Origin of the sequence: Citrobacter sp. RHBSTW-00944 (genome assembly GCF_013615435.1) — a bacterium.
Lineage (GTDB): Bacteria > Pseudomonadota > Gammaproteobacteria > Enterobacterales > Enterobacteriaceae > Citrobacter > Citrobacter braakii.
This window is the reverse complement of the sequence record NZ_CP055418.1, coordinates 525,883-545,182: the sequence shown is the minus strand read 5'-3', so window position 1 is coordinate 545,182 and position 19,300 is coordinate 525,883. Positions and strand designations below refer to the sequence as shown.

Sequence of the window (19,300 nt, the reverse complement as noted above, 5' to 3'; positions counted from 1 at the left end):
ACTTCAAAAAAGTAAATAAAACGTTAATCACAACTTTGTAATCGCTTTCATCCCGCTATGAAAAATGCGGTTGAAGATATGGATTTTTCTGTCACGAGAGAGGGGTAAAAAGAAGAAAATGAGCGCAGAGAAAGCGAAAACAAGCGGAGACATTCAGCGCGAGTTGGCTATAATACCCGCCACTTGTTTGCCATAGCTTATTTAAAGGAAACAGACATGAGCTTACTCAACGTCCCTGCCGGTAAAGACTTGCCGGAAGATATCTACGTTGTTATCGAGATCCCTGCCAACGCAGATCCGATCAAATACGAAGTTGACAAAGAGAGCGGCGCCCTGTTCGTTGACCGCTTCATGTCCACCGCGATGTTCTATCCGTGCAACTACGGTTACATCAACCACACCCTGTCTCTGGACGGTGACCCGGTAGACGTTCTTGTCCCGACTCCGTACCCGCTGGAGCCAGGTTCAGTGATCCGCTGCCGTCCGGTTGGCGTGCTGAAAATGACTGACGAATCCGGTGAAGATGCGAAACTGGTTGCGGTTCCGCACACTAAGCTGAGCAAAGAATACGATCACATCAAAGATGTGACCGACCTGCCGGAACTGCTGAAAGCGCAGATCACCCACTTCTTCGAACACTACAAAGATCTCGAAGCGGGCAAATGGGTAAAAGTTGACGGTTGGGACAACGCTGAAGCCGCTAAAGCTGAAATCGTTGCTTCTTTCGAGCGCGCGAAGAAGTAAGTTCGCGTTAGCTTAAAACCCTGAACGCCAGTCTCTGGTTAGTAAGGGTTTTTAAATTTCTACGTTCTACCACCTCTCCCCTTCGCTGTTTTCTTTTTGACCTACCAGAATGGGTAGTCACATTTCATTTATCTTAATTGCGAATGATATTAGATCTCATTATCATTCTCAGCATGTAAATAAATGTGAATAAAAGTCAATGAACCTCCACAATGTGAAGTCCCTGAAACGCTATTCCTGCGTGGCACTCGCCACAGCGCTGTTATTTACCAACCTGTCCAGCGTGGCGCGGACGCTACCTGAGAAAGATTTTCTGACCCGCGATGTCGGTAACGGCGTGTATGAGCTGGCGGTTGATAGCCAGCAGAATGCGCTTTTTGTCGCCTCGTTGCCGTCGTTTGATAAAGATAAAACCAGCGGGCTTATCTATAAACTCGATCTGGAGAAACTCACGACGACTGAAGTCATCGACACCAGTCGTCGTGCCTTTGCCACCGCGCTGGATGAAGAAAACCAGGTGCTGTATGTCGGCAACACGCTGGAAGGTTCAGTAACGCTAGTCGATACCCGCAGCGGTAAAGAGCTGGCGATACTGCAACTGAGTGAAGCCAAAAACCCGAAAGATATTGTTCATACGCGTGAAATGGTGCTCGATAAACAGCACCACCGTCTGTACGTTTCCGGCGTGGCTGAAAAGGGCATAGTCTGGGTGGTGGACACACAAAAGCGCGAGAAAATCGCCACCCTCGAGAACATGGGCCAGTACCCGACCGGCATGGCCGTGGATGCAAATAAGAACCGCCTGTATGTTGTGAATGGCCGAAACGAGCTTATTACGCTGGATACCACCAACCATCAAATTATTAATCGCTTTACCATTGAGCCAGATAAAAAACATTTTTTCCTGAATATTGCCCTGGATGCAAAAAATAACCGCGCATTCCTGACCGATCCGGATTTAGCGGACGTACTGGTTGTTGATCTTAATACCGGTAAGGTTATTGCACCAATTAAGGTTATTAACTCGCTGGCAGTGATATATAACGAAAAACGCCAGGAAGTTTATATCACCCACCGTAATGCTAAACGCATCAGCATTGTGAACAGCAAGACCTATCAGGTAAAACAAAGCATTGAAACCAATGCATTACCTAACAGTCTGGCGCTCTCGGCTGATGCTAACACCCTGTACGTCAGCGTCAAACAGTCGGAAAAAATGACAGGTGTGAAGCCCGACTACGTGCTGAAAATCGATCTCTCTAAATATTAATAATTAAAAAATTATCTGCACCTTGCAGCTTTTTTGGGCTGCAAGGTGATGTTTTTATTTTTTTACTTTTCAGGTGTCTATATTATGAAAACGCGTCAACTTATTACGCTGACAGGGATCGTTGCATTCTCAGGCGGTGTTATTTTCCCCACCCAGGCAGAAGAACTCACCGAGACCTCACGCACTAGCGAAGATGAAATGGTGATCACCGCATCCGGATTCTCGCAGCAAAAACGCGAAGCGCCGGCCACTATTTCAGTTATCGATCGTAACACGCTGGATATTCAGCCGGACCGTAGCATCGGTGAAGCCATTAAAAACCTGCCCGGCGTCTCGGTCACCAACAGCAGTGGCATGAACGCCGGTAGCATTATGATCCGCGGCATGGACCCGTCCTATACCGCTTTTATGGTCAACAGCGTCAAACAAAATACCGGTGAATCTCGTCCTTACGGACATGATATTGGTACTGAAGCCAACTTCTTACCGCCAATGGAGGCCATTGAGCGTATCGAAGTTATCCGTGGGCCGATGTCCTCGCTGTACGGCTCAGACGCCATCGGCGGTGTGGTTAACGTCATTACCAAAAAACCGTACGGCGCAAAAGAGTGGACCACGGCAATTGCTGCCAATACCTGGCTGCAAGAGCACCAGTATTTAGGTAATACCAGCCAGATGAATTTGTTTACCATGGGGCCGATTGTGCCCGATGTTCTCGGCCTTAGCGTGGCGGCCGACTGGCTTGACCGTCGCGATGACGATCGCAATAACTATTTTGGCAAACACAATCGTAAATCCGTTGATATGACATTGGGCCTGGCCGCCAGCGAGAATAACCTGTTCGATCTCAACGTGGTCACCGGTGAGCAGGAAAAAAACCGTACCCAGAAACGCGGTGCGCCGTGGTCATGGCTGTTCGATCGTAACGCCGCCACCCTGACGCATACCGGCTGGTATGCAGACGACACCATCGCGACGACCAACTACATAAACTATGAAAAAGGCCGTTCGAAGTACGTTTATGACGGACAGTCCCCGCAGTATGTGCAGATGGAGAACTACGTCGCCAATTCGCAAACCACTTTCACGCTCGACACCCATAAACTGACCGTTGGGGCGAATTTCACGCGCGAAGAGCTGAATGACCGCTTTGATGTGGCCAACAAAACGCTGCCCGGATCTGACCCGGTGACCAAAATCAGCCGTAACGGTTGGGCATTGTTTGCTGAAGACGGCTGGAGCATTGGCGATTTCATCCTAACCACGTCAGCGAGGATGGACCAGGATGACAATTTTGGCACACATATTACGCCGAAAATGTACGGTAACTGGGCCTTTAGCAATGACTGGGCGCTGAAAGGCGGCGTTTCCGCAGGCTATAAAAAACCGGAGCTGCGCGCGACGTCCAGCAACTTCGTAACCCCTTACGGCTCAACCGTACCTTACCCCTTCCTCACCGTTGGTAACGACGACCTGAAACCTGAACAAAGCGTTAACTCTGAACTGGGCCTCTACTGGACGGGAGATGCGCTATCGCTCGACAGCACCGTCTTCTATACGCAGTTCAAAGACAAAATTGCTGAACAAACTATTTGTGAAACCACGTCGACGAACCAGTGCTCCGTCAACGGCTACAACGCGGATTCCGTCAGTAAATACTTCAACGTCAGCGAGGCGGATGTATACGGTATAGAACTGAATGCCGACTGGCAGATTACCGCCGATGTAAAAGCCAACGCTAACTACACCTGGAACCACAGCGAACAAAAAAGCGGCGTTAACAAAGGCTACGCGCTAAACGATTATCCGCGCCATATGGCGAATCTGTCGCTGAACTGGGCAGCAACGCAAAGCCTGGACGTATGGAGTACGGTGAATTATCGCAGCAGTAACCGCAACAGCGGCAATAACTATAAATACGATGACTACACGATGGTGGACGTAGGCCTACGTTATCAGCTCAATAAGCACACGCAATTGATGGCTGGGGTCTACAACGTGCTGGATGAGGATCCGAAACTGACAACCGCGTGGAACGAATCCGCACAGGTGGAAGGACGCCGCTATAACCTCGGCGCGCGCGTGGAGTTTTAAATCCAGAATAAAACAACGCCACCCGAGGGTGGCGTGTTCATATCAGTACTGGTCTCGGTCTAACCAGTTACCGCTTTCAATCAGCGTTAAGCCATCAACCGGACGTTGGTACACGTACATCCATGCACTTCCGTACGGCGTTTGAATTAACTGGCGTGCGTATTCACCGCCACGGGTACGCAGAGCGTCAAGCTCTGCCAGCGTGGCGTTATCAATACGATAAACTTCCCCGTGTACTGTTCCCTCTCCTGGAACGGCGCCTGGATAGTGGCCCAGGCTATACAACTGGTAGTTGTCGATACTGAAATTTCCCAGCAACAGGGCATTGGTCATCCAGTGGCTGTTGCCTTGTTTGGTTCGTAAACTGCCGTAGACAAATATTCGCATTGCTAAAACTCGAACTGATAGAGCAAATCAAGTGCCTGATCTACGCCAGACACTGCTTCCAGATATAGCTTAGGCATCAGACGATAACGTAGCGTGAGTGTCGCTAAGGAGTCAAATATACCCACACCATATTTCACCTGCAGACCTGGCAGTACGTATCCGCTGACAACCACCTGAGATGAATCACCCACCCCTTGTGTGTCCAGTGCCAGATTGCTTACGCCAAATGTCTCCCCGATTTTACCCACAACCTGACCACTTTGTGCAACCCCCAGACCAATAAGCATTGAAGTCATTGCCGCGCTGTCGCTCTGTTCGCTATCCAGTCCTTGTCCGCGTAGCAGGTAGGAAAGCGCCATTTGCTGCGACATCGCCGGGTCGGAGAAGATTTCCGCCTTCGGCTCATCGGCGGAGCCCGTGACGCGAACCCCGGCGATCACGTCGTCTTCGGTGGCTTCCGGGTTACGAATTGCTTCGATGTTGAGTAACGGCTGATCCGGCGGACCGGAGAACAACAGCTCGCCCTTACGCACAATCAGATCCTGACCATAGGCATGGAAACGCCCACTCGGAATATTAATTTGTCCGTTCAGCCCCAGCCCCTGCTTATCCTGCACCACTTTCAGATCGCCCGTCAGACGCGCTTTCAGACCAAAGGCGTCAATACGCACGTTGTTACCGACATGGATGTTCAGGTTGCTGTTGATCGGAATACCTGCTGTCTGCGGTTTCTCCGGTTGCAGATTGTTGTTAAGCATGACCATATCGCTGGAAACCCCTACCGCGCTCTCCGGCAGATCGTGTACCACGATACGCGCCCACGGCACATCCACGTTGCCATCAAGGGTAAACAGGCTCGGCGTGGCTTCAAAGACCACGTCCGGCGATACGTCCAGGCGGACCATCGGCGGCACGGTAATACGAACCCTGCTGCCTTTAGCCGCAACGCGCGCCCGCCAGTTGTCTATCTGACTCCAGTCGGCATCGCCGCTCAGGTTAATTTCGCCCTGCTGCGTACGCACCACGCCCGCCAGCGTTGAGCGTGTTCCGGTGAAGTTAACGGCTAACTGGCTTGGCTGCATGTCAAACGGCATAAAGTTGCCGTCGACATCCAGACCGCTCAGCTGCAGCTGTCCGAGCAGCTGCGGGCTTTGCACATCACCGCCCAGACGTAGGTTGGCGTTGATCACCCCTGCCGCTTTTTCACCGCGCGAGAAAATGGGGTTCACCATCGCCAGATTGAAGTTGCGGATGTTGACGTTGCCGCCGAGACTGCGGCGTCCTTGCGGATCCGTCACCTGCACCTGGCCGTCAAACTGCCCGTTGTTGGTCAGGCGAATCAGCCAGCCCAGCTCGGCACGGTTATTGTGCAGGTCGGCGGTCAGATTCAGCGTTTCAAACGCTACAGGGAGCGGCGCATCGTTCACGCTTTGCGTGACCTTCACGTTACGTCCGCTCAGCGTAACCTGCCCCTGCGGCAGCCCCTCTTTGGTGGTGTCCCAGCTCACATCTGCTTTGCCAGTGAAAACGCCGCTGGCCTGGGTTGTATCCGGCATAAACGGTTTTAGCATCGCCAGGTCAAAGCGGTTAAGGTTCACCACCGCGCGTCCTTGTGCACCGGCATCAATAGTTTGCGGTACGCACAGTTCCGCATTCGGGTTGTTCCAGCAGTGTGGCCCAATGCTGATTTTCTGTTCCTGATTGCGATAATCCAGCGCGACAGGGCGGTTAAGGGACCACGGACCGACCGGCGTCTGGAAGCGGGTATCGCTTAACGCACCTTTCCAGCGCTGCTCTTTGCGATCAAAGCTACCTGCCAGGGAGAGCTGCCCGGAGACCGGTTCCCCCTGAATGCGCAGCTGCAGCTCATGCTGCTTTTCGCTACCTTTGGCATTGAGCGTCACCAGGCCAATATTCACGTCAGGCTGTACAATCCGCTCTACGCGAACGTTGAGATTACCTGCGATTTGCTCTGCCGATTTCACGTCGCCTTCGACGCGCACCTGAGCGACGGACAGCTCCTGCCAGCGCAGCCCCCGGGCGGTGATATCCGCCAGCAGTTGTGGCGCTTCAACCGTGCCGCGAACTTTTACCAGCCCTTTCGCCGTACCGCCCAGTCCCGGCAGCGCGTTATCCAGGCTCGGGGCATCAATCGTCGCGTCGAGATTGAGGTCTTTGACCCCCAGTTCCCCTTTCACATCCGCGCTGTTGCGTCCCAGTTCCAGATGCAGGCCCGGGATCGTCCACTGCAGGTAGCTGTTACCCTTCAGCGAACCGTGCACATTAACCTTGTTCTGCTTCACGTTGCCGGTCAGCTTCAGCTCGGGCACCTCCATCTGCCAGCTTCCGCCGTACAGACTGCCGCGAGTTTTCACCAGGCCATTCAGTTTTGATGGCCACTCCGGGATCGCTTTCGCCGTGTTGATGCCATCCAGCGTTAGCTCCCCGCGCCAGCTGATCGCCTGCTGCCAGTCCACCAGCGCTTTCAGCTCAGTTTTCCCTTCCAGCGCCGCAACGCTGAGTTTGTCGAGATTGATCTGCTGTTCGTTGCCTTTGGCATCCAGCGTGATGGTAGCCGGAGGAATATCCTGACCTTTCACAGCGGTACGCATCGACAGCGTATAGTCGGTCATCTTACCGGTCAGTTTGAGCTTGATGTCATCAGCCTGGAACTGCTTGTCGCCGGTAAACGGCCAGTAAACCTGCTTACTCACCACCTCAAGGTTGAGCGGCAATCCGGCTTCCGCCAGACGCGCCTGCGCCCGCAGGTCCATATCCACCGGACCAGACAGATTTACGCCGACTTCCAGCTGTTCACGCAGCGCGCCGCCGACCTTCAGCTTCACCTTTTCGCCTTTTAACGGATCGACGTTGAGCGTGCTGTTTAACGTAATATCGACCGGCCAGGTGTCGGTCAGTTGCGCCGTGCCGCTGGCTTTTACCGTCCCCTGATTCGAGTCGATATCCAGTGCATCGAGTTTCATGTTACCGTCAATGCTGCTCACTTTCAGCAGCATGTTATGTACCGTTAAATCCGTATCCCCGGTCACGCGCAGCTGCTCGCCGCGAAACGCTTCAATGTTGAGATTGAGCGGCAGATGGACATCGGTCATTTCCGGCAGCACCGGCTTTGAGAACAGATCTTTTAGCGTTTCGCCGAGCGGTTTTTCATCCGGTTGCGGATTTTGAATCTTTGGTTCGACAACCTCTTCCTGCGCCACTTCCGCCACTTTAGGCAGGGCAATCAGCAGCCCCTGTAATGACGTTGGCTTCAGGGTTAGCGTTTTTTCTTGCCAGTTCAGGCCGGAGGTAAATTCCAGCACCGAAACCGTGGTGTCATCGATTTTGATATTGATGTTGTTCAGCGCCACGCGTGAAAGCGTGATTGGGTAAGGTGTGGAAAGGTTAAGCGGACCGCTCTCTTCCTCTTCAACCGGCGCTGATGGCGGCATCTTTTTGCTGTCGATCGCCACGTTGATATTTTTCAGCGACAGATCGTTGACGCACAGGCTGCTGTCCCACAGGCAGTTAAGCCCCACGGCCAGATGCACTTCGCCAGCATTCACCGCCACGCCAGGTTGGTCATAACGAATATTTTTGAGCGATAAATCCCGCCAGCCGCCGGTGACCTGACCAATCTCCAGCCCCGGAACCCAACGATTCGCCGCTTTGAAGATCAGATGCAGGCCCGAAGTGGTTCCGACGAGGAACGCCACCGTGCCTAACAACAGCAGGATAAAAATCAGCACGCCGAGGCTTATGTTCTTCCATAAACTCATAATTCAGGCCCCAGACCGATGTAAAACTGTAAACCATGTTCATCTTTGTCGCCCACAGGGACAGCAAAGTCGAGCTTGATGGGTCCCACTGGCGATTGCCAGCGTACGCCGACCCCGGCACCGGTTTTGAAATCGCTTCTGCGGATATCGCTGACCGCTTCGCCGCTATCGACAAACATCGCGCCCCACCATTTTCCGGTCACGTTGTACTGATATTCCAGCGAGCCGGTCGCCAGCTTCGAGGCCCCTTTCAGCTTGCCGTCGCTGCCTTCAGGCGAAATAGATTTGTATTTGTAGCCGCGAATGCTGCGATCGCCCCCGGCGAAGAAACGCAGATCCGGCGGTACTTTGTCGAAATCCCCGGTTTCGATCCAGCCGAGGTTGCCGCGCATTACAAAGCGATGACGATCGTACAGCGTGCGGATCCAGACGTTTTGCGCCTGGAAGACGGAGAAATCAACGTCTGAACCCCAGGCCGTGTTGGAGTAATCGATGGAATAACGTTGGGAGTCGCCCCAGACTGGCATCAGACCGCCGCGCGAGCGCGTCCGACTGATCATCACGCCCGGATAGAGCAGCATGGTGGTGTTAGTGACGTTACCCTGGGTAAAGTGATCGAGCCTCCAGCGCAGGTTAATCGCGCGCTGCCAGCCGCTGGAAAGATCCCAGTAGCGGGAAACCGCAAGCGTAGTGGAGTCCTGCTCGGTATCGTTTAAATCGGTACGCTTAAAGCCCCCCTGCACCAGGTAATACTGCTCCAGCGGGTTCTTTAATAGCGGCATTTTATAACTGAAATCAAGAACCTGCTCTGGCGCAGAGATGCTGGCGCTGGTGGTCAGGCTGTGGCCATAGGAGTTCATCCACGGCTTTTTCCACGAGGTCTTCACCCGTGGACCGACGTCAGTTGAGTAACCGACCCCGGTTTCGATGGTATTTTCAGTTCGCGGCGACACCACGCCTTTCAGCGGCAGCACTTTGGTTTCACGGGCTTTATCAAATTCCGGTGCGACGACAACGGAATTAAACCATCCGGTCGCCGACAGACGACGGTTCAGTTCGCCCAGATCTTTCGACTCGTACTCTTCACCCTCTTTAAAGGGCACCAGATTTTGCAGGTACTCATCGCGAATTTGCGAGCCTTCAAAAGTGACATGCCCAAAGCGATAGCGTTCACCGCTGTTGTAATCGATATCCCAGAATGCCTGGCGGCGTTCGAGCGCTATTCCAAGCTGGCTTTTATTAAATTCACTGTCGAAATAGCCTTTGCGCAGCGCCACGCTGGTGAGTGATTTTTTGAAGTTATCATAGTCCCCCTGATTCAGCACGGTGCCGATTGCCGGTCGCGTTTTCAGCAGATCCAGGTAATCTTTATCCGTACGTGCGCCACCGCGCAGAATCACTTCGGTGCCGCCAATCAGCACCGGCTCACCAGGGGTCACTTTGGCAATCAACACCTGGCGTCCTTTCGCCGGCGGCGGACGCAGCTCAAAATCAATGGTGGGCTCAAAGTAGCCCAGCGCTTTTAGCCCTTCGCGGATGGCATCATCAACGCGCGCACGAAAGCGTCGGTCTGGAGTGACTTCATCACTTTGAATCGTGGATAGCTGCGCACGGACGTTTTTCTCCAGCGGTCCTGATAATCCCTCGACCTGTAAGCGAACATTCGCTGCGGCGGCGGAGCCACTTAAGCACAGTAATCCCACCCAACATAACTGACGGATATGTGGCACATTTTCTCCTGAATATCCTTTTTTCCCACCCCTGGAAAAAAATACTATGCCGTTCCTCGGCTTAACAAAAAATCAACAATAAGAGTTGAAAAACAGACGACAACCCAAATATTTCTTATGTTTAACTCTAGACGTATTCACGCCGTTTATTGTGGGCAAAGACGCGTCTCGTTACAACCTCAACCCAAATGACTGATTTCGGGAGAACGGCCATGAGTTTATTTGATAGAAAGCATCTTGTTACTCAAGCAGATGCCCTACCTGGACGCAACACCCCGATGCCAGTGGCAACGCTGCATGCGGTTAACCAACATTCGATGACCAACGTGCCCGACGGTATGGAGATAGCCTTTTTCGCCATGGGATGTTTCTGGGGCGTTGAACGTTTATTCTGGTCATTACCCGGGGTATACAGCACGGCGGCTGGATATACCGGCGGCTACACCCCTAACCCAACCTATCGGGAAGTGTGTTCCGGCGATACCGGACACGCCGAAGCGGTACGCGTCGTCTATGATCCGCATGTTATCAGCTACGAGCAACTGCTGCAGGTGTTCTGGGAAAATCACGACCCGGCGCAGGGCATGCGTCAGGGGAACGACCAGGGGACGCAGTATCGCTCCGCCATTTACCCGTTAACGCCGGAGCAAACCGTCGCGGCACGGGCAAGCCTTGAGCGTTTTCAGGCAGCAATGACCGCCGCTGGCGACGAGCGCACCATTACAACGGAAATCACTACCGCAACCCCGTTCTACTATGCCGAGGACGACCACCAGCAGTATCTGCATAAAAATCCTTATGGGTACTGTGGCATTGGCGGGATTGGCGTTTGCCTGCCGCCAGAACGTTGATCCGCGATTAACGCGCTACCGTCACCCGCGCGGCATGGCGCGTTGCGTGGGTAACGGTTCCCCGATCCGTCACCTTTCCCTTCAACAACAGGTTAAACACGGGCGCAGAGGGGCGATTAAGACGGTTCTGCAGCAAATGCACCGCCTCCACGCCCAGTGCCCGACAGGGGATAGTGATACTGGTTACCGCGGCGACGATATGCGCATCCAGCTCCTGAACATCCGTCGTCATCAGCGACATCTCACCGGGTATCTCCACGCCACCGTTTTCCAGCACCCGCTGGATGCCCGTCGACATTGATGCCCCAGCGCAGAAAATGACCTCTGGCCACGCTTCACGCGGCGTCTCACGTAGCCAGTGGTCCATCGCACGTTCTGATTCATCCTCAGAAAACCCTTCCGTCACCAGCAGATCACGCCCGGTATCAAACGGTATCTGATATTGTCGGTAGACCTCCTTAATGCCCTCCAGACGCCAGTACAAGGTTTCCCGGCGCAGGCTGGTGACATGGAGAATACGCCGATGCCCCTGATCAAAAAGATATTGCACAGCACGGTTGCCAATTGCCCGGTGATCGGGGGATACCGCATCCAGTAACCCTTCTTTGTCCTGCGAGTTAATCAACACGCAGGGTTTATCCAGCAGTAGCGCCAGTTTATGCACCGTCGGGTCATCAATGCCGATGAGAATAATGGCATTGATATTTTTACTGTTGGCCTTTTCCTGAAAGACCTTTATGTCCGCGCGTTGCTCATCCAGCCCGCAGTAACTCAGATAGACATCATGCGGCGCTATCGCCTCAGCAATTCCGCGCGTCACTTCGAGGTAAAATGCATCGCCACGGGCGGTAAAGGTACGCAACGGGGCGAAAATGGCGATGCCGTTGATCAATAGCCGTCCACTGGACAGCGAGTCCAGAACGCCCAGCCTGCGCGCGCAGCTGACAATCGCATCGCGCGCGTTGTCGCTGGTATATGACTTTCCGCTAAGTACTCTCGACACCGTACTCACCGAGTACCCTGTCAGGGCAGCAATTTCGTCCATTTTTAGCTTGCCAGACATTCTGTGACCTCACTCGCAATCAATCTTTGCAATTTTTTGCAAACGTAGTTCATTGACTCTAAAACACTTTTTCAATGACTGGATGAACTTCTTTTTCATCCTGCAACCGTTCTCACAAAATCACATTGTCGATATTCCAGGCGTTTCATATGTTCCGCATATCCCTTCTTTCTCATGAAAAAGGCACGACATGAAAAAAATACGCTTTGGCATTATTGGGGTTGGCAACATTGGTACCGTCCACGCGCGCTACCTGCTGGCCGGAACGGTACAAGAAGCAGCGCTCGCCGCAGTATGCGATAACAATCCTGATCAGCATGCGGCGATCCAACGGCTGGTCGGTGAAGAGGTGACACTGTTCAGCGATGCGCGTGAGATGCTGGAAAGTGGGCTGATCGACGCCGTTATCGTCGCCACACCGCACTATGACCATCCAGGTTTATCGATGATGGCCATGCGTCTTGGCATCCATACGTTGTGCGAGAAGCCTGCTGGGGTCTACACCGCGCAGGTACAAGAGATGAACGCCTGTGCGCGCGAATGCGATGTGGTGTTCGGCTTGATGTACAACCAGCGCCCCAATCCGCTGTATCAGAAAGTTAAGGATCTGATCGACAGTGGCGAACTCGGCGAGCTGCGTCGCTCTAACTGGATCATTACCAACTGGTATCGTTCGCAGAGCTATTACAACTCCGGCGGCTGGCGCGCGACCTGGAAAGGTGAAGGCGGCGGCGTGCTGCTTAATCAGGATCCGCACCAACTCGATTTATGGCAATGGCTGGTCGGCATGCCGGTACGCTTGCGTGCCTTTTGCCAGTTTGGCAAACACCGCCAGATTGAAGTTGAAGATGACGTCACGGCCTACGCGGAATACGCCAACGGCGCGACCGGCGTGTTCATCACCACCGTCGCCGAAACACCCGGCACAAATCGCCTGGAAATTGTCGGCAGCCGGGGAAAAGTGGTAGTGGAAGAAGGCCGCCTGCGCTTCTGGAAACTACGGGAATCCGAAACCGACTTTAACGCCCGCTGGCAAAACGGTTTTGGTGAGCCGGAATGCTGGGAGGTGACTATCCCTACCGAACCAGAATGCAGCGAGCACTATGTCATTACCCGCAATTTCACCGCCGCGATTCTGCACGGCGAGCCGCTGATTGCCCCCGGTCTGGAAGGCATTCGCGGCCTGACGCTTTCCAATGCGATGCACCTCTCTACCTGGACCGATGACTGGGTCGAGCTACCGATCGATGAACAGCGTTACTTCCAGTTGCTCCAACAACGTATCGCCTCTTCAGTGGAAAAAACCACGGCCAGCCGCACGCTGGACGCTTCCGGTAGCTGGTAACGCGCAGGAGAAAATCATGCTGAATATTGCCATTGTTGGAACCGGGAATATCTCCCACAACCACATTCAGGGGTATTTACAGTTCACCGATCGTTGCCGGATTGTCGCCCTGGTTGATATCTACCCGGAGAAAGCCGAAGAGAAGAAATCACGCTATGGCCTGGGCGAAACGCGGGTCTACCACAGTCATCAGGCGATGCTGGACGCGGGCATCGAAGTAGATGTGGTCGATGTCTGCACTCCGCCGTACGTGCACGCAGCTATCAGCATTGATGCGCTGCAGGCCGGAAAACATGTGCTGTGCGAAAAACCGATGGCCGCCTCACTCGAAGAGTGCGATGCGATGATCGCCGCGCAAAAGGCCAGCGGGAAAACCTTATCGGTCATCGCGCAAAACCGCTTTACCGATGCCTTCTGGCGTCTGAAAACCGTTGTTGATTCCGGGCTGGCGGGCAAGATTTGCCATGCGCAGGTGGATTCATTCTGGTGGCGCGGACACTGCTATTACGACTTATGGTGGCGCGGCACGTGGCAGAAAGAAGGCGGCGGCTGCACGCTGAATCACGCAGTGCACCACATTGACGCCATTCAATGGATGCTGGGTTTCCCGGCCGAAGTGGTGGCGATGATGACCAACGTTGCTCATGACAATGCGGAAGTCGAAGACCTTAGCGCGGCTATCTTCAAATACCCCAACGGGGCACTGACACAGGTGACCGCCTCCGTGGTGCATCACGGCGAAGACCAAAAGATTGTCATTCAAGGCGAAAAGGCGCGTATTTCTGCGCCGTGGCAGGTTCATGCCAGCCAGTCGGCGGATAACGGCTTCCCGCAACCAAACAATAACGGCGAACTGGAACAGCATCTGGAGACACTTTTTCGCGCTACGCCAGCACTGCAATGGACGCTACATACCGGACAAATCGATAACCTGCTTAACGCCATCGACAAACGGACATGTCCCCTGGTCGATGGCGAACAAGGCAAGCGCTCGCTGGAGCTGATTACCGCTATCTATAAATCCGCCATCACCCGCACGGTGGTAACACTGCCCATCCACCACACCGATGCGTTTTATCGCACCAGCGGGCTGATTGAAATCGCCCCACATTTTTATGAGAAATCCGCCTCCGTGAGCAATTTCACGGAGGTGGTCGCTATCCCCCTGGGTAAAGACTTAGATTCAGGAGTTAAAAAATGAACAAGCAAGATGGAATGCACTACGCCCCTACCGGGAAGCCTCAGCCGGTCGTGGAGCCTGGCGAGTTTGTCATTGCCGCGTCCTCACTCGATCACGGTCATATCTACGGCATGTGCAACGGGTTGATTGAAGCAGGTGCCACGCTGAAATGGGTTTACGATCCCGACCCGCTCAAAATAGATCAATTTCTGCAGCATTATCCGCAAGCGCAGGTTGCCGATTCGCTCGAGACTATCCTGAACGATCGCGAGGTCCGGCTGGTTGCCGGGGCGGCAATTCCCTCTGAACGCTGCCCGCTGGGGCTGAAGGTAATGGCGGCTGGTAAAGACTACTTCACCGACAAGGCTCCGTTAACCACCCTCGCACAGCTGGAAGACGCCAAAGCAATGGTGACGAAGACCGGACGTAAATACGCGGTCTATTACAGCGAGCGTCTGCACGTTGAAAGCGCCGTGTTTGCCGGCCAGCTAATCCATCAAGGGGCTATTGGGCGCGTGATGCAAACTCTGGGCACCGGTCCGCACCGCGAAGGCAACGGTCGCCCGAGCTGGTTTTACGACAAACGCTATTTTGGCGGCATTCTGTGCGACATCGGCAGCCATCAAATCGAACAATTTCTCTTTTATACCGGCAATAGCGAGGCGCATATCGTCGCCAGCCATGTGCGTAACGTCAATCATCCGCAGTATCCGCAGTTCGAAGACTTTGGCGATGCCATGCTGGCGGGCGACAACGGGGCGACCGGCTACTTCCGCTGCGACTGGTTCACGCCGCAGGGGCTCAGTAGCTGGGGGGATGGACGCCTGACCTTGCTGGGTACCGAAGGCTACATTGAGATCCGCAAGTATGTGGATATCACCCGAGGTGAACAGGATGTGGTGTATCTGGTGAATAAAGAAGGGGAATTCCGCTACCCAGTCGCGGGCAAAGTTGGTTTTCCTTTCTTCGGCGAATTCATTCTCGATTGTCTGAATCGCACGGAAAACGCCATGACTCAGGCCCACGCCTTTAAAGCCGCAGAACTGTGCGTGAAGGCACAAATGCTGGCGAATGCCCGCACATAACCGGAGGTGACATGACAACGCTAAATGCCGCCATCATCGGCGCGGGGGCTATCCACAGCAGCCACGTAAACGCCCTACGGCTTTTGCCGGGGGTCACGCTGCGCGCGCTGGTCGATATTGATAGCGCCAACGGTTTGCAACAGGCCATCGCGTATAACTGCCGCTATTACCAGAATTACCGGGAAATGCTGCTGGATAATGACATTGACGTCGTCCATATCTGTACGCCTCACTTCGAGCACAAAAACATGATTACGGCCGCGCTTGCCGCCGGGAAACATGTGTTTTGCGAAAAACCGGTAGGGTTGAATTGCACAGAGGTAGCAGACATAGCTTACGCGGCGGCGTCTGCCCAAGGCTTACTGGGCGTGTGCTATCAAAACCGCCTTAATCCAACCAGTTTACGTATCCGCGACGAACTGGCGAAAAATACGCTCGGCAGAATGCTAAGCATTAAAGCGGTTTTGACCTGGTCGCGCTCCCGGGCTTATTACAGCGAAAGTCCGTGGCGTGGGCGTTTTGCCAGCGAAGGCGGCAGTTTACTAATCAACCAGGCTATTCATACCCTCGATCTGATGCAGTGGTTCGCAGGCGGCGTGACGCGTTTGAAAGGCGTAGTGGATAGCAGTGAACTGGCGGACGTCACTGAAGCCGAAGACAGCGCGATGGCGACCCTGCACTTTGCCAACGGCGCCCGCGGTCTGTTTTACGCCAGCAACTGTAACACCCTCGATTCACCGCTGCTGCTGGAGATCCATTGCGAGCAAGGCATGCTCCAGCTCACCGATAACACCCTGTGGCGCGTTACAGCGGACCGACGCCTGAAGCTGGATTGCGATGGTTCGCCGGACGGCCACGTCAAAAGTTACTGGGGCCTGGGCCACCAACAGGCTATTCGTCAGTTTTATCATGCTATTACTCATGGAGGTCAGACAGAATATATCAATATTAATGAAGCCCGAAAATCACTGGCGATAGTCGATGCTATTTATCATTCATCTAAAACACGACAATGGATAACCATTAATAATTAAAATTAACTCAGCGCTGAAGAATTAAATAACAACAGCCGGATAATACCGGATTACGCATACCCTACATACTGGAAAATATTATGGTCAAACCAACTGAACGCAGAGTCAGTTATGGTGTAGCGATCGGCTATGGCATTACTGATTTATTTGGCGGCGGTGCTTTCGCCATTATCGGAACATGGCTTTTATTTTTTTACACAACCTACTGCGGTTTAAGCGTGCTGGAAGCAGGATCAATATTTGCCATTGCCCGCGTGATTGATGCTGTACTTAGCCCAATTATGGGTTATATCACCGATAACTTTGGCAACACCTGGCTAGGTCGAAGATTTGGCCGTCGCCGCTTCTTTTTATTACTCAGTTGTCCTTTAATGTTTCTCTATGCCCTGCTATGGCTGACCGACATGGGTTACTGGTACTACCTGGGAACCTATCTGTCGATTGAGCTGCTGTCAGCGATGGTCCTGGTGCCGTGGGAAACCCTGGCCGCAGAAATGACTAACCGCTACGAAGAACGCAGCCGCCTCTCCGGTATGCGCATGATCTGCTCGCAGCTGGGCGGATTCCTTGCCGTATCGGTACCCGGTATCCTGATGCAGTTTACGGGCAAAGATAACCCATTTACCTATACACTAACCGGGCTGATATTTTCCGTCGTGTTCTGCCTCGCCGTGTTCATAACCTGGCGCTGCACGTGGGAGGCCAAAGACGTTCAGGAAGAGACATTTCAAACTAACCTGCAGCGCAATAGCGGGATACTGAATCACCTTAAATATTTGATACTCGATCTGTTTTCTTCTTTCAGGATCCGGGCATTTCGCCTGCATATTATTATTTATATTTTCTCATTTACCGCTATGGATGTATTCGGGTCAGTATTTACCTATTACGTAGTTTATTGCTTGAGTCAGGATGTAGCCTCCGTTTCTGGCTGGTTAAGTATTGCCGCCTTCGCTTCAGTTTTTGGCACCTATGGGTTTATGCTATTACTGAACAAACTCAATATAACCCCATCAGCAGCACTACGCCTCGCTTACACCTGTATATTTAGCGTATTGATATTTTTATTTGTTATTTATTACACCGAAACCCAGGTGTCCAATATTCTGTTCTCTGCGATATTTATTCTGCTTGGTATGGCACGTTCCGGTCTTTACTATATCCCGTGGAATATCTACAGCTTTATTCCTGATATCGATGAGATGGTGACCCAACAGCGCCGCGAAGGGATTTTTGCGGGTGTTATGGTACTCACCCGTAAAAGTACGGTGGCAATCGCTATTTTGCTTATCGGCATGGTGCTGGAAGAGGCAGGCTTTGTAAAAGGCAGCGGCGCGCAGCCGGAAAGCGCATTACACGCCATTATCGGATTGATGATCTTTGCTACTGCGGCGCTGCTGGCGGTGAGTTTCTACGCCACCTACAAATTTAAACTTACCCGCGAAACCCACAAAGTTCTGCTCAAAGAGATCGCCCGCCGCAAGCTGGGTGGCAACTATCGCGACTGCGATGAAGAAACCCGGGTGGTGATAAAACAGCTTACCGGCTACGAATACGATGAAGTTTGGGGTGGCAGCGCCACGCAGCGTACGTCAGGACGCGTCAGTCTCTCAGATGCCGAATAAGGAGCGCATCATGTATAACCCATGGAGCAAAACACGAGCGCAAAGCTGGTATCAAGATCAACCCTGGGGCTGCGGTTTTAACTACTTGCCGCGCACCGCGGTTAACTGGCTCGAAATGTGGCAGGTAGAGAGTTTCGATAGCAGCACTATCGATCAGGAACTCGGCTGGGCCAGCCAGTATGGCTATAACCAGCTACGAACAAATTTACCGTTTACCGTCTGGCAGCATGACCGCGATGGGCTGCTCGAGCGCATTGATCTCTTCCTGAACATTGCCCGTAGCCACGGCATAAAAGTGATGCTGACGCTGCTCGACGACTGCGCTTTTTCCGGTGATGAGCCCGTTATCGGCCAGCAAAAGGCCCCAGTTCCCGGCGTTCACAATAGCCAGGCAGCGGGTAGCCCAGGCCGCGCCTGCGTGCTGGACCGACGCTGTTGGCCGCAAATTGAAGCCTACGTCAGAGATATCATCCGTTACTTTCGCCATGACTCACGTATCAGCGTCTGGGATTTATATAATGAGCCAGGCAACGGCGGGATTTTTTGTCATACTGGCGAATTTACCCACTATGACGATAGGCTGGAAATTTACGCCTTAACCTTGATGACCCATCTGTTTGGCTGGGCACGGCAGGAGTCACCGTCTCAACCGTTGACCGTAGCGGCCTGGCATATTGACGATCGCACTGCGTGCGGGAATGCGTTTACGCATCCTGTTGATATCGCCGCGCTGCGGCTTTCCGATGTGATTAGCTACCATGCCTACGTCGATACCCCAGGCCAGTTGACTCTTCTGTCGCAGTTGGCCGAATTTGGCAGGCCGCTCTTTTGTACCGAGTGGCTGGCACGCCATGTTGATAGCCGAATAGAAGAGCAGCTACCGCTGTTTAGCGCCCAGCGTGTTTCCAGCTTTCACTGGGGGTTGGTACAAGGGAAAACGCAAACCTGGTTGCCGTGGCCGGATATCCCGCTTGACGAAGCGACGGCATCGCTATGGTTTCATGATGTGCTGAAGCCGGATGGTTCGCCTTGTAGCGAAAGTGAGATGCAGATGGTACGTAGGCTTAACCCCGCAGAATAAGGCCAAAAAAGCTCCTCTGGCGACTTTACAGT

Annotated in this window: 14 protein-coding genes; 10 read left to right on the top strand and 4 right to left on the bottom strand. The window is 53.3% G+C overall.

The window, feature by feature from the left end:
- Window positions 1-216 precede the first annotated feature (216 nt).
- The 3 genes from ppa to HV334_RS02580 all read left to right on the top strand — a co-directional run bounded on the left by ppa (window position 217) and on the right by HV334_RS02580 (window position 4,108).
- Complete coding sequence (gene ppa, locus HV334_RS02590) at window positions 217-744, top strand: inorganic diphosphatase (RefSeq protein WP_003025726.1); 528 nt, start codon at window positions 217-219, stop codon at window positions 742-744.
- A gap of 199 nt (window positions 745-943) precedes the next feature.
- Complete coding sequence (locus HV334_RS02585; RefSeq protein ID WP_181221134.1) at window positions 944-2,014, top strand: YncE family protein; 1,071 nt, start codon at window positions 944-946, stop codon at window positions 2,012-2,014.
- An 84-nt stretch (window positions 2,015-2,098) separates the two neighbouring features.
- Window positions 2,099-4,108, top strand: coding sequence for a TonB-dependent receptor (locus HV334_RS02580; RefSeq protein ID WP_047499946.1), 2,010 nt, complete (start codon window positions 2,099-2,101; stop codon window positions 4,106-4,108).
- Window positions 4,109-4,150: 42 nt separating this feature from the next.
- Here the strand turns inward: HV334_RS02580 and HV334_RS02575 are convergent, their stop codons facing one another.
- Genes HV334_RS02575 through tamA form a run of 3 tightly spaced genes read right to left on the bottom strand, consistent with a single transcriptional unit; the run spans window position 4,151 to window position 10,004 of the window.
- Window positions 4,151-4,495, bottom strand: a complete 345-nt coding sequence (locus HV334_RS02575) for a gamma-glutamylcyclotransferase (RefSeq protein ID WP_016151451.1) — start codon at window positions 4,493-4,495, stop codon at window positions 4,151-4,153.
- Between the two features lie 2 nt (window positions 4,496-4,497).
- Window positions 4,498-8,274 carry an autotransporter assembly complex protein TamB gene (tamB, locus tag HV334_RS02570; RefSeq protein ID WP_181221133.1) on the bottom strand — a complete coding sequence of 1,259 codons (3,777 nt, stop codon included), beginning with the start codon at window positions 8,272-8,274 and terminating at the stop codon, window positions 4,498-4,500.
- Window positions 8,271-10,004 (bottom strand): autotransporter assembly complex protein TamA, encoded by a 1,734-nt coding sequence (gene tamA / locus HV334_RS02565; protein WP_181221132.1) that lies wholly within the window; start codon window positions 10,002-10,004, stop codon window positions 8,271-8,273. Before tamA ends, tamB begins: the two co-directional genes overlap by 4 nt.
- A gap of 212 nt (window positions 10,005-10,216) precedes the next feature.
- Here tamA and msrA point away from each other — a divergent pair, with 212 nt between their 5' ends.
- Entirely contained in the window at window positions 10,217-10,855 is a 639-nt protein-coding gene (gene msrA / locus HV334_RS02560) for a peptide-methionine (S)-S-oxide reductase MsrA (protein WP_049283035.1), read from the top strand.
- A 7-nt stretch (window positions 10,856-10,862) separates the two neighbouring features.
- On the opposite strand, the gene HV334_RS02555 is transcribed toward msrA, so the two are convergent.
- The gene (locus HV334_RS02555; protein WP_047499954.1) at window positions 10,863-11,918 is read right to left on the bottom strand and encodes a LacI family DNA-binding transcriptional regulator; all 1,056 of its coding nucleotides are present in this window, start codon (window positions 11,916-11,918) and stop codon (window positions 10,863-10,865) included.
- Between the two features lie 190 nt (window positions 11,919-12,108).
- Here HV334_RS02555 and HV334_RS02550 point away from each other — a divergent pair, with 190 nt between their 5' ends.
- The 6 genes from HV334_RS02550 to HV334_RS02525 all read left to right on the top strand — a co-directional run bounded on the left by HV334_RS02550 (window position 12,109) and on the right by HV334_RS02525 (window position 19,268).
- Window positions 12,109-13,263: a Gfo/Idh/MocA family oxidoreductase gene (locus HV334_RS02550; protein ID WP_141876178.1), complete on the top strand. Its 1,155-nt coding sequence runs from the start codon at window positions 12,109-12,111 to the stop codon at window positions 13,261-13,263.
- 16 nt (window positions 13,264-13,279) lie between these two features.
- A complete protein-coding gene (locus HV334_RS02545; RefSeq protein ID WP_181221131.1) occupies window positions 13,280-14,464 on the top strand; it encodes a Gfo/Idh/MocA family oxidoreductase in 1,185 nt (394 codons plus the stop codon).
- Window positions 14,461-15,528, top strand: coding sequence for a Gfo/Idh/MocA family oxidoreductase (locus tag HV334_RS02540; protein ID WP_047499967.1), 1,068 nt, complete (start codon window positions 14,461-14,463; stop codon window positions 15,526-15,528). Before HV334_RS02545 ends, HV334_RS02540 begins: the two co-directional genes overlap by 4 nt.
- A gap of 11 nt (window positions 15,529-15,539) precedes the next feature.
- Window positions 15,540-16,562 (top strand): Gfo/Idh/MocA family oxidoreductase, encoded by a 1,023-nt coding sequence (locus HV334_RS02535; protein ID WP_049283039.1) that lies wholly within the window; start codon window positions 15,540-15,542, stop codon window positions 16,560-16,562.
- Window positions 16,563-16,642: 80 nt separating this feature from the next.
- Complete coding sequence (locus tag HV334_RS02530) at window positions 16,643-18,187, top strand: MFS transporter (protein ID WP_181221130.1); 1,545 nt, start codon at window positions 16,643-16,645, stop codon at window positions 18,185-18,187.
- Between the two features lie 10 nt (window positions 18,188-18,197).
- Window positions 18,198-19,268 carry a 1,4-beta-xylanase gene (locus tag HV334_RS02525; RefSeq protein ID WP_181221129.1) on the top strand — a complete coding sequence of 357 codons (1,071 nt, stop codon included), beginning with the start codon at window positions 18,198-18,200 and terminating at the stop codon, window positions 19,266-19,268.
- The last annotated feature ends 32 nt before the right edge of the window (window positions 19,269-19,300 follow it).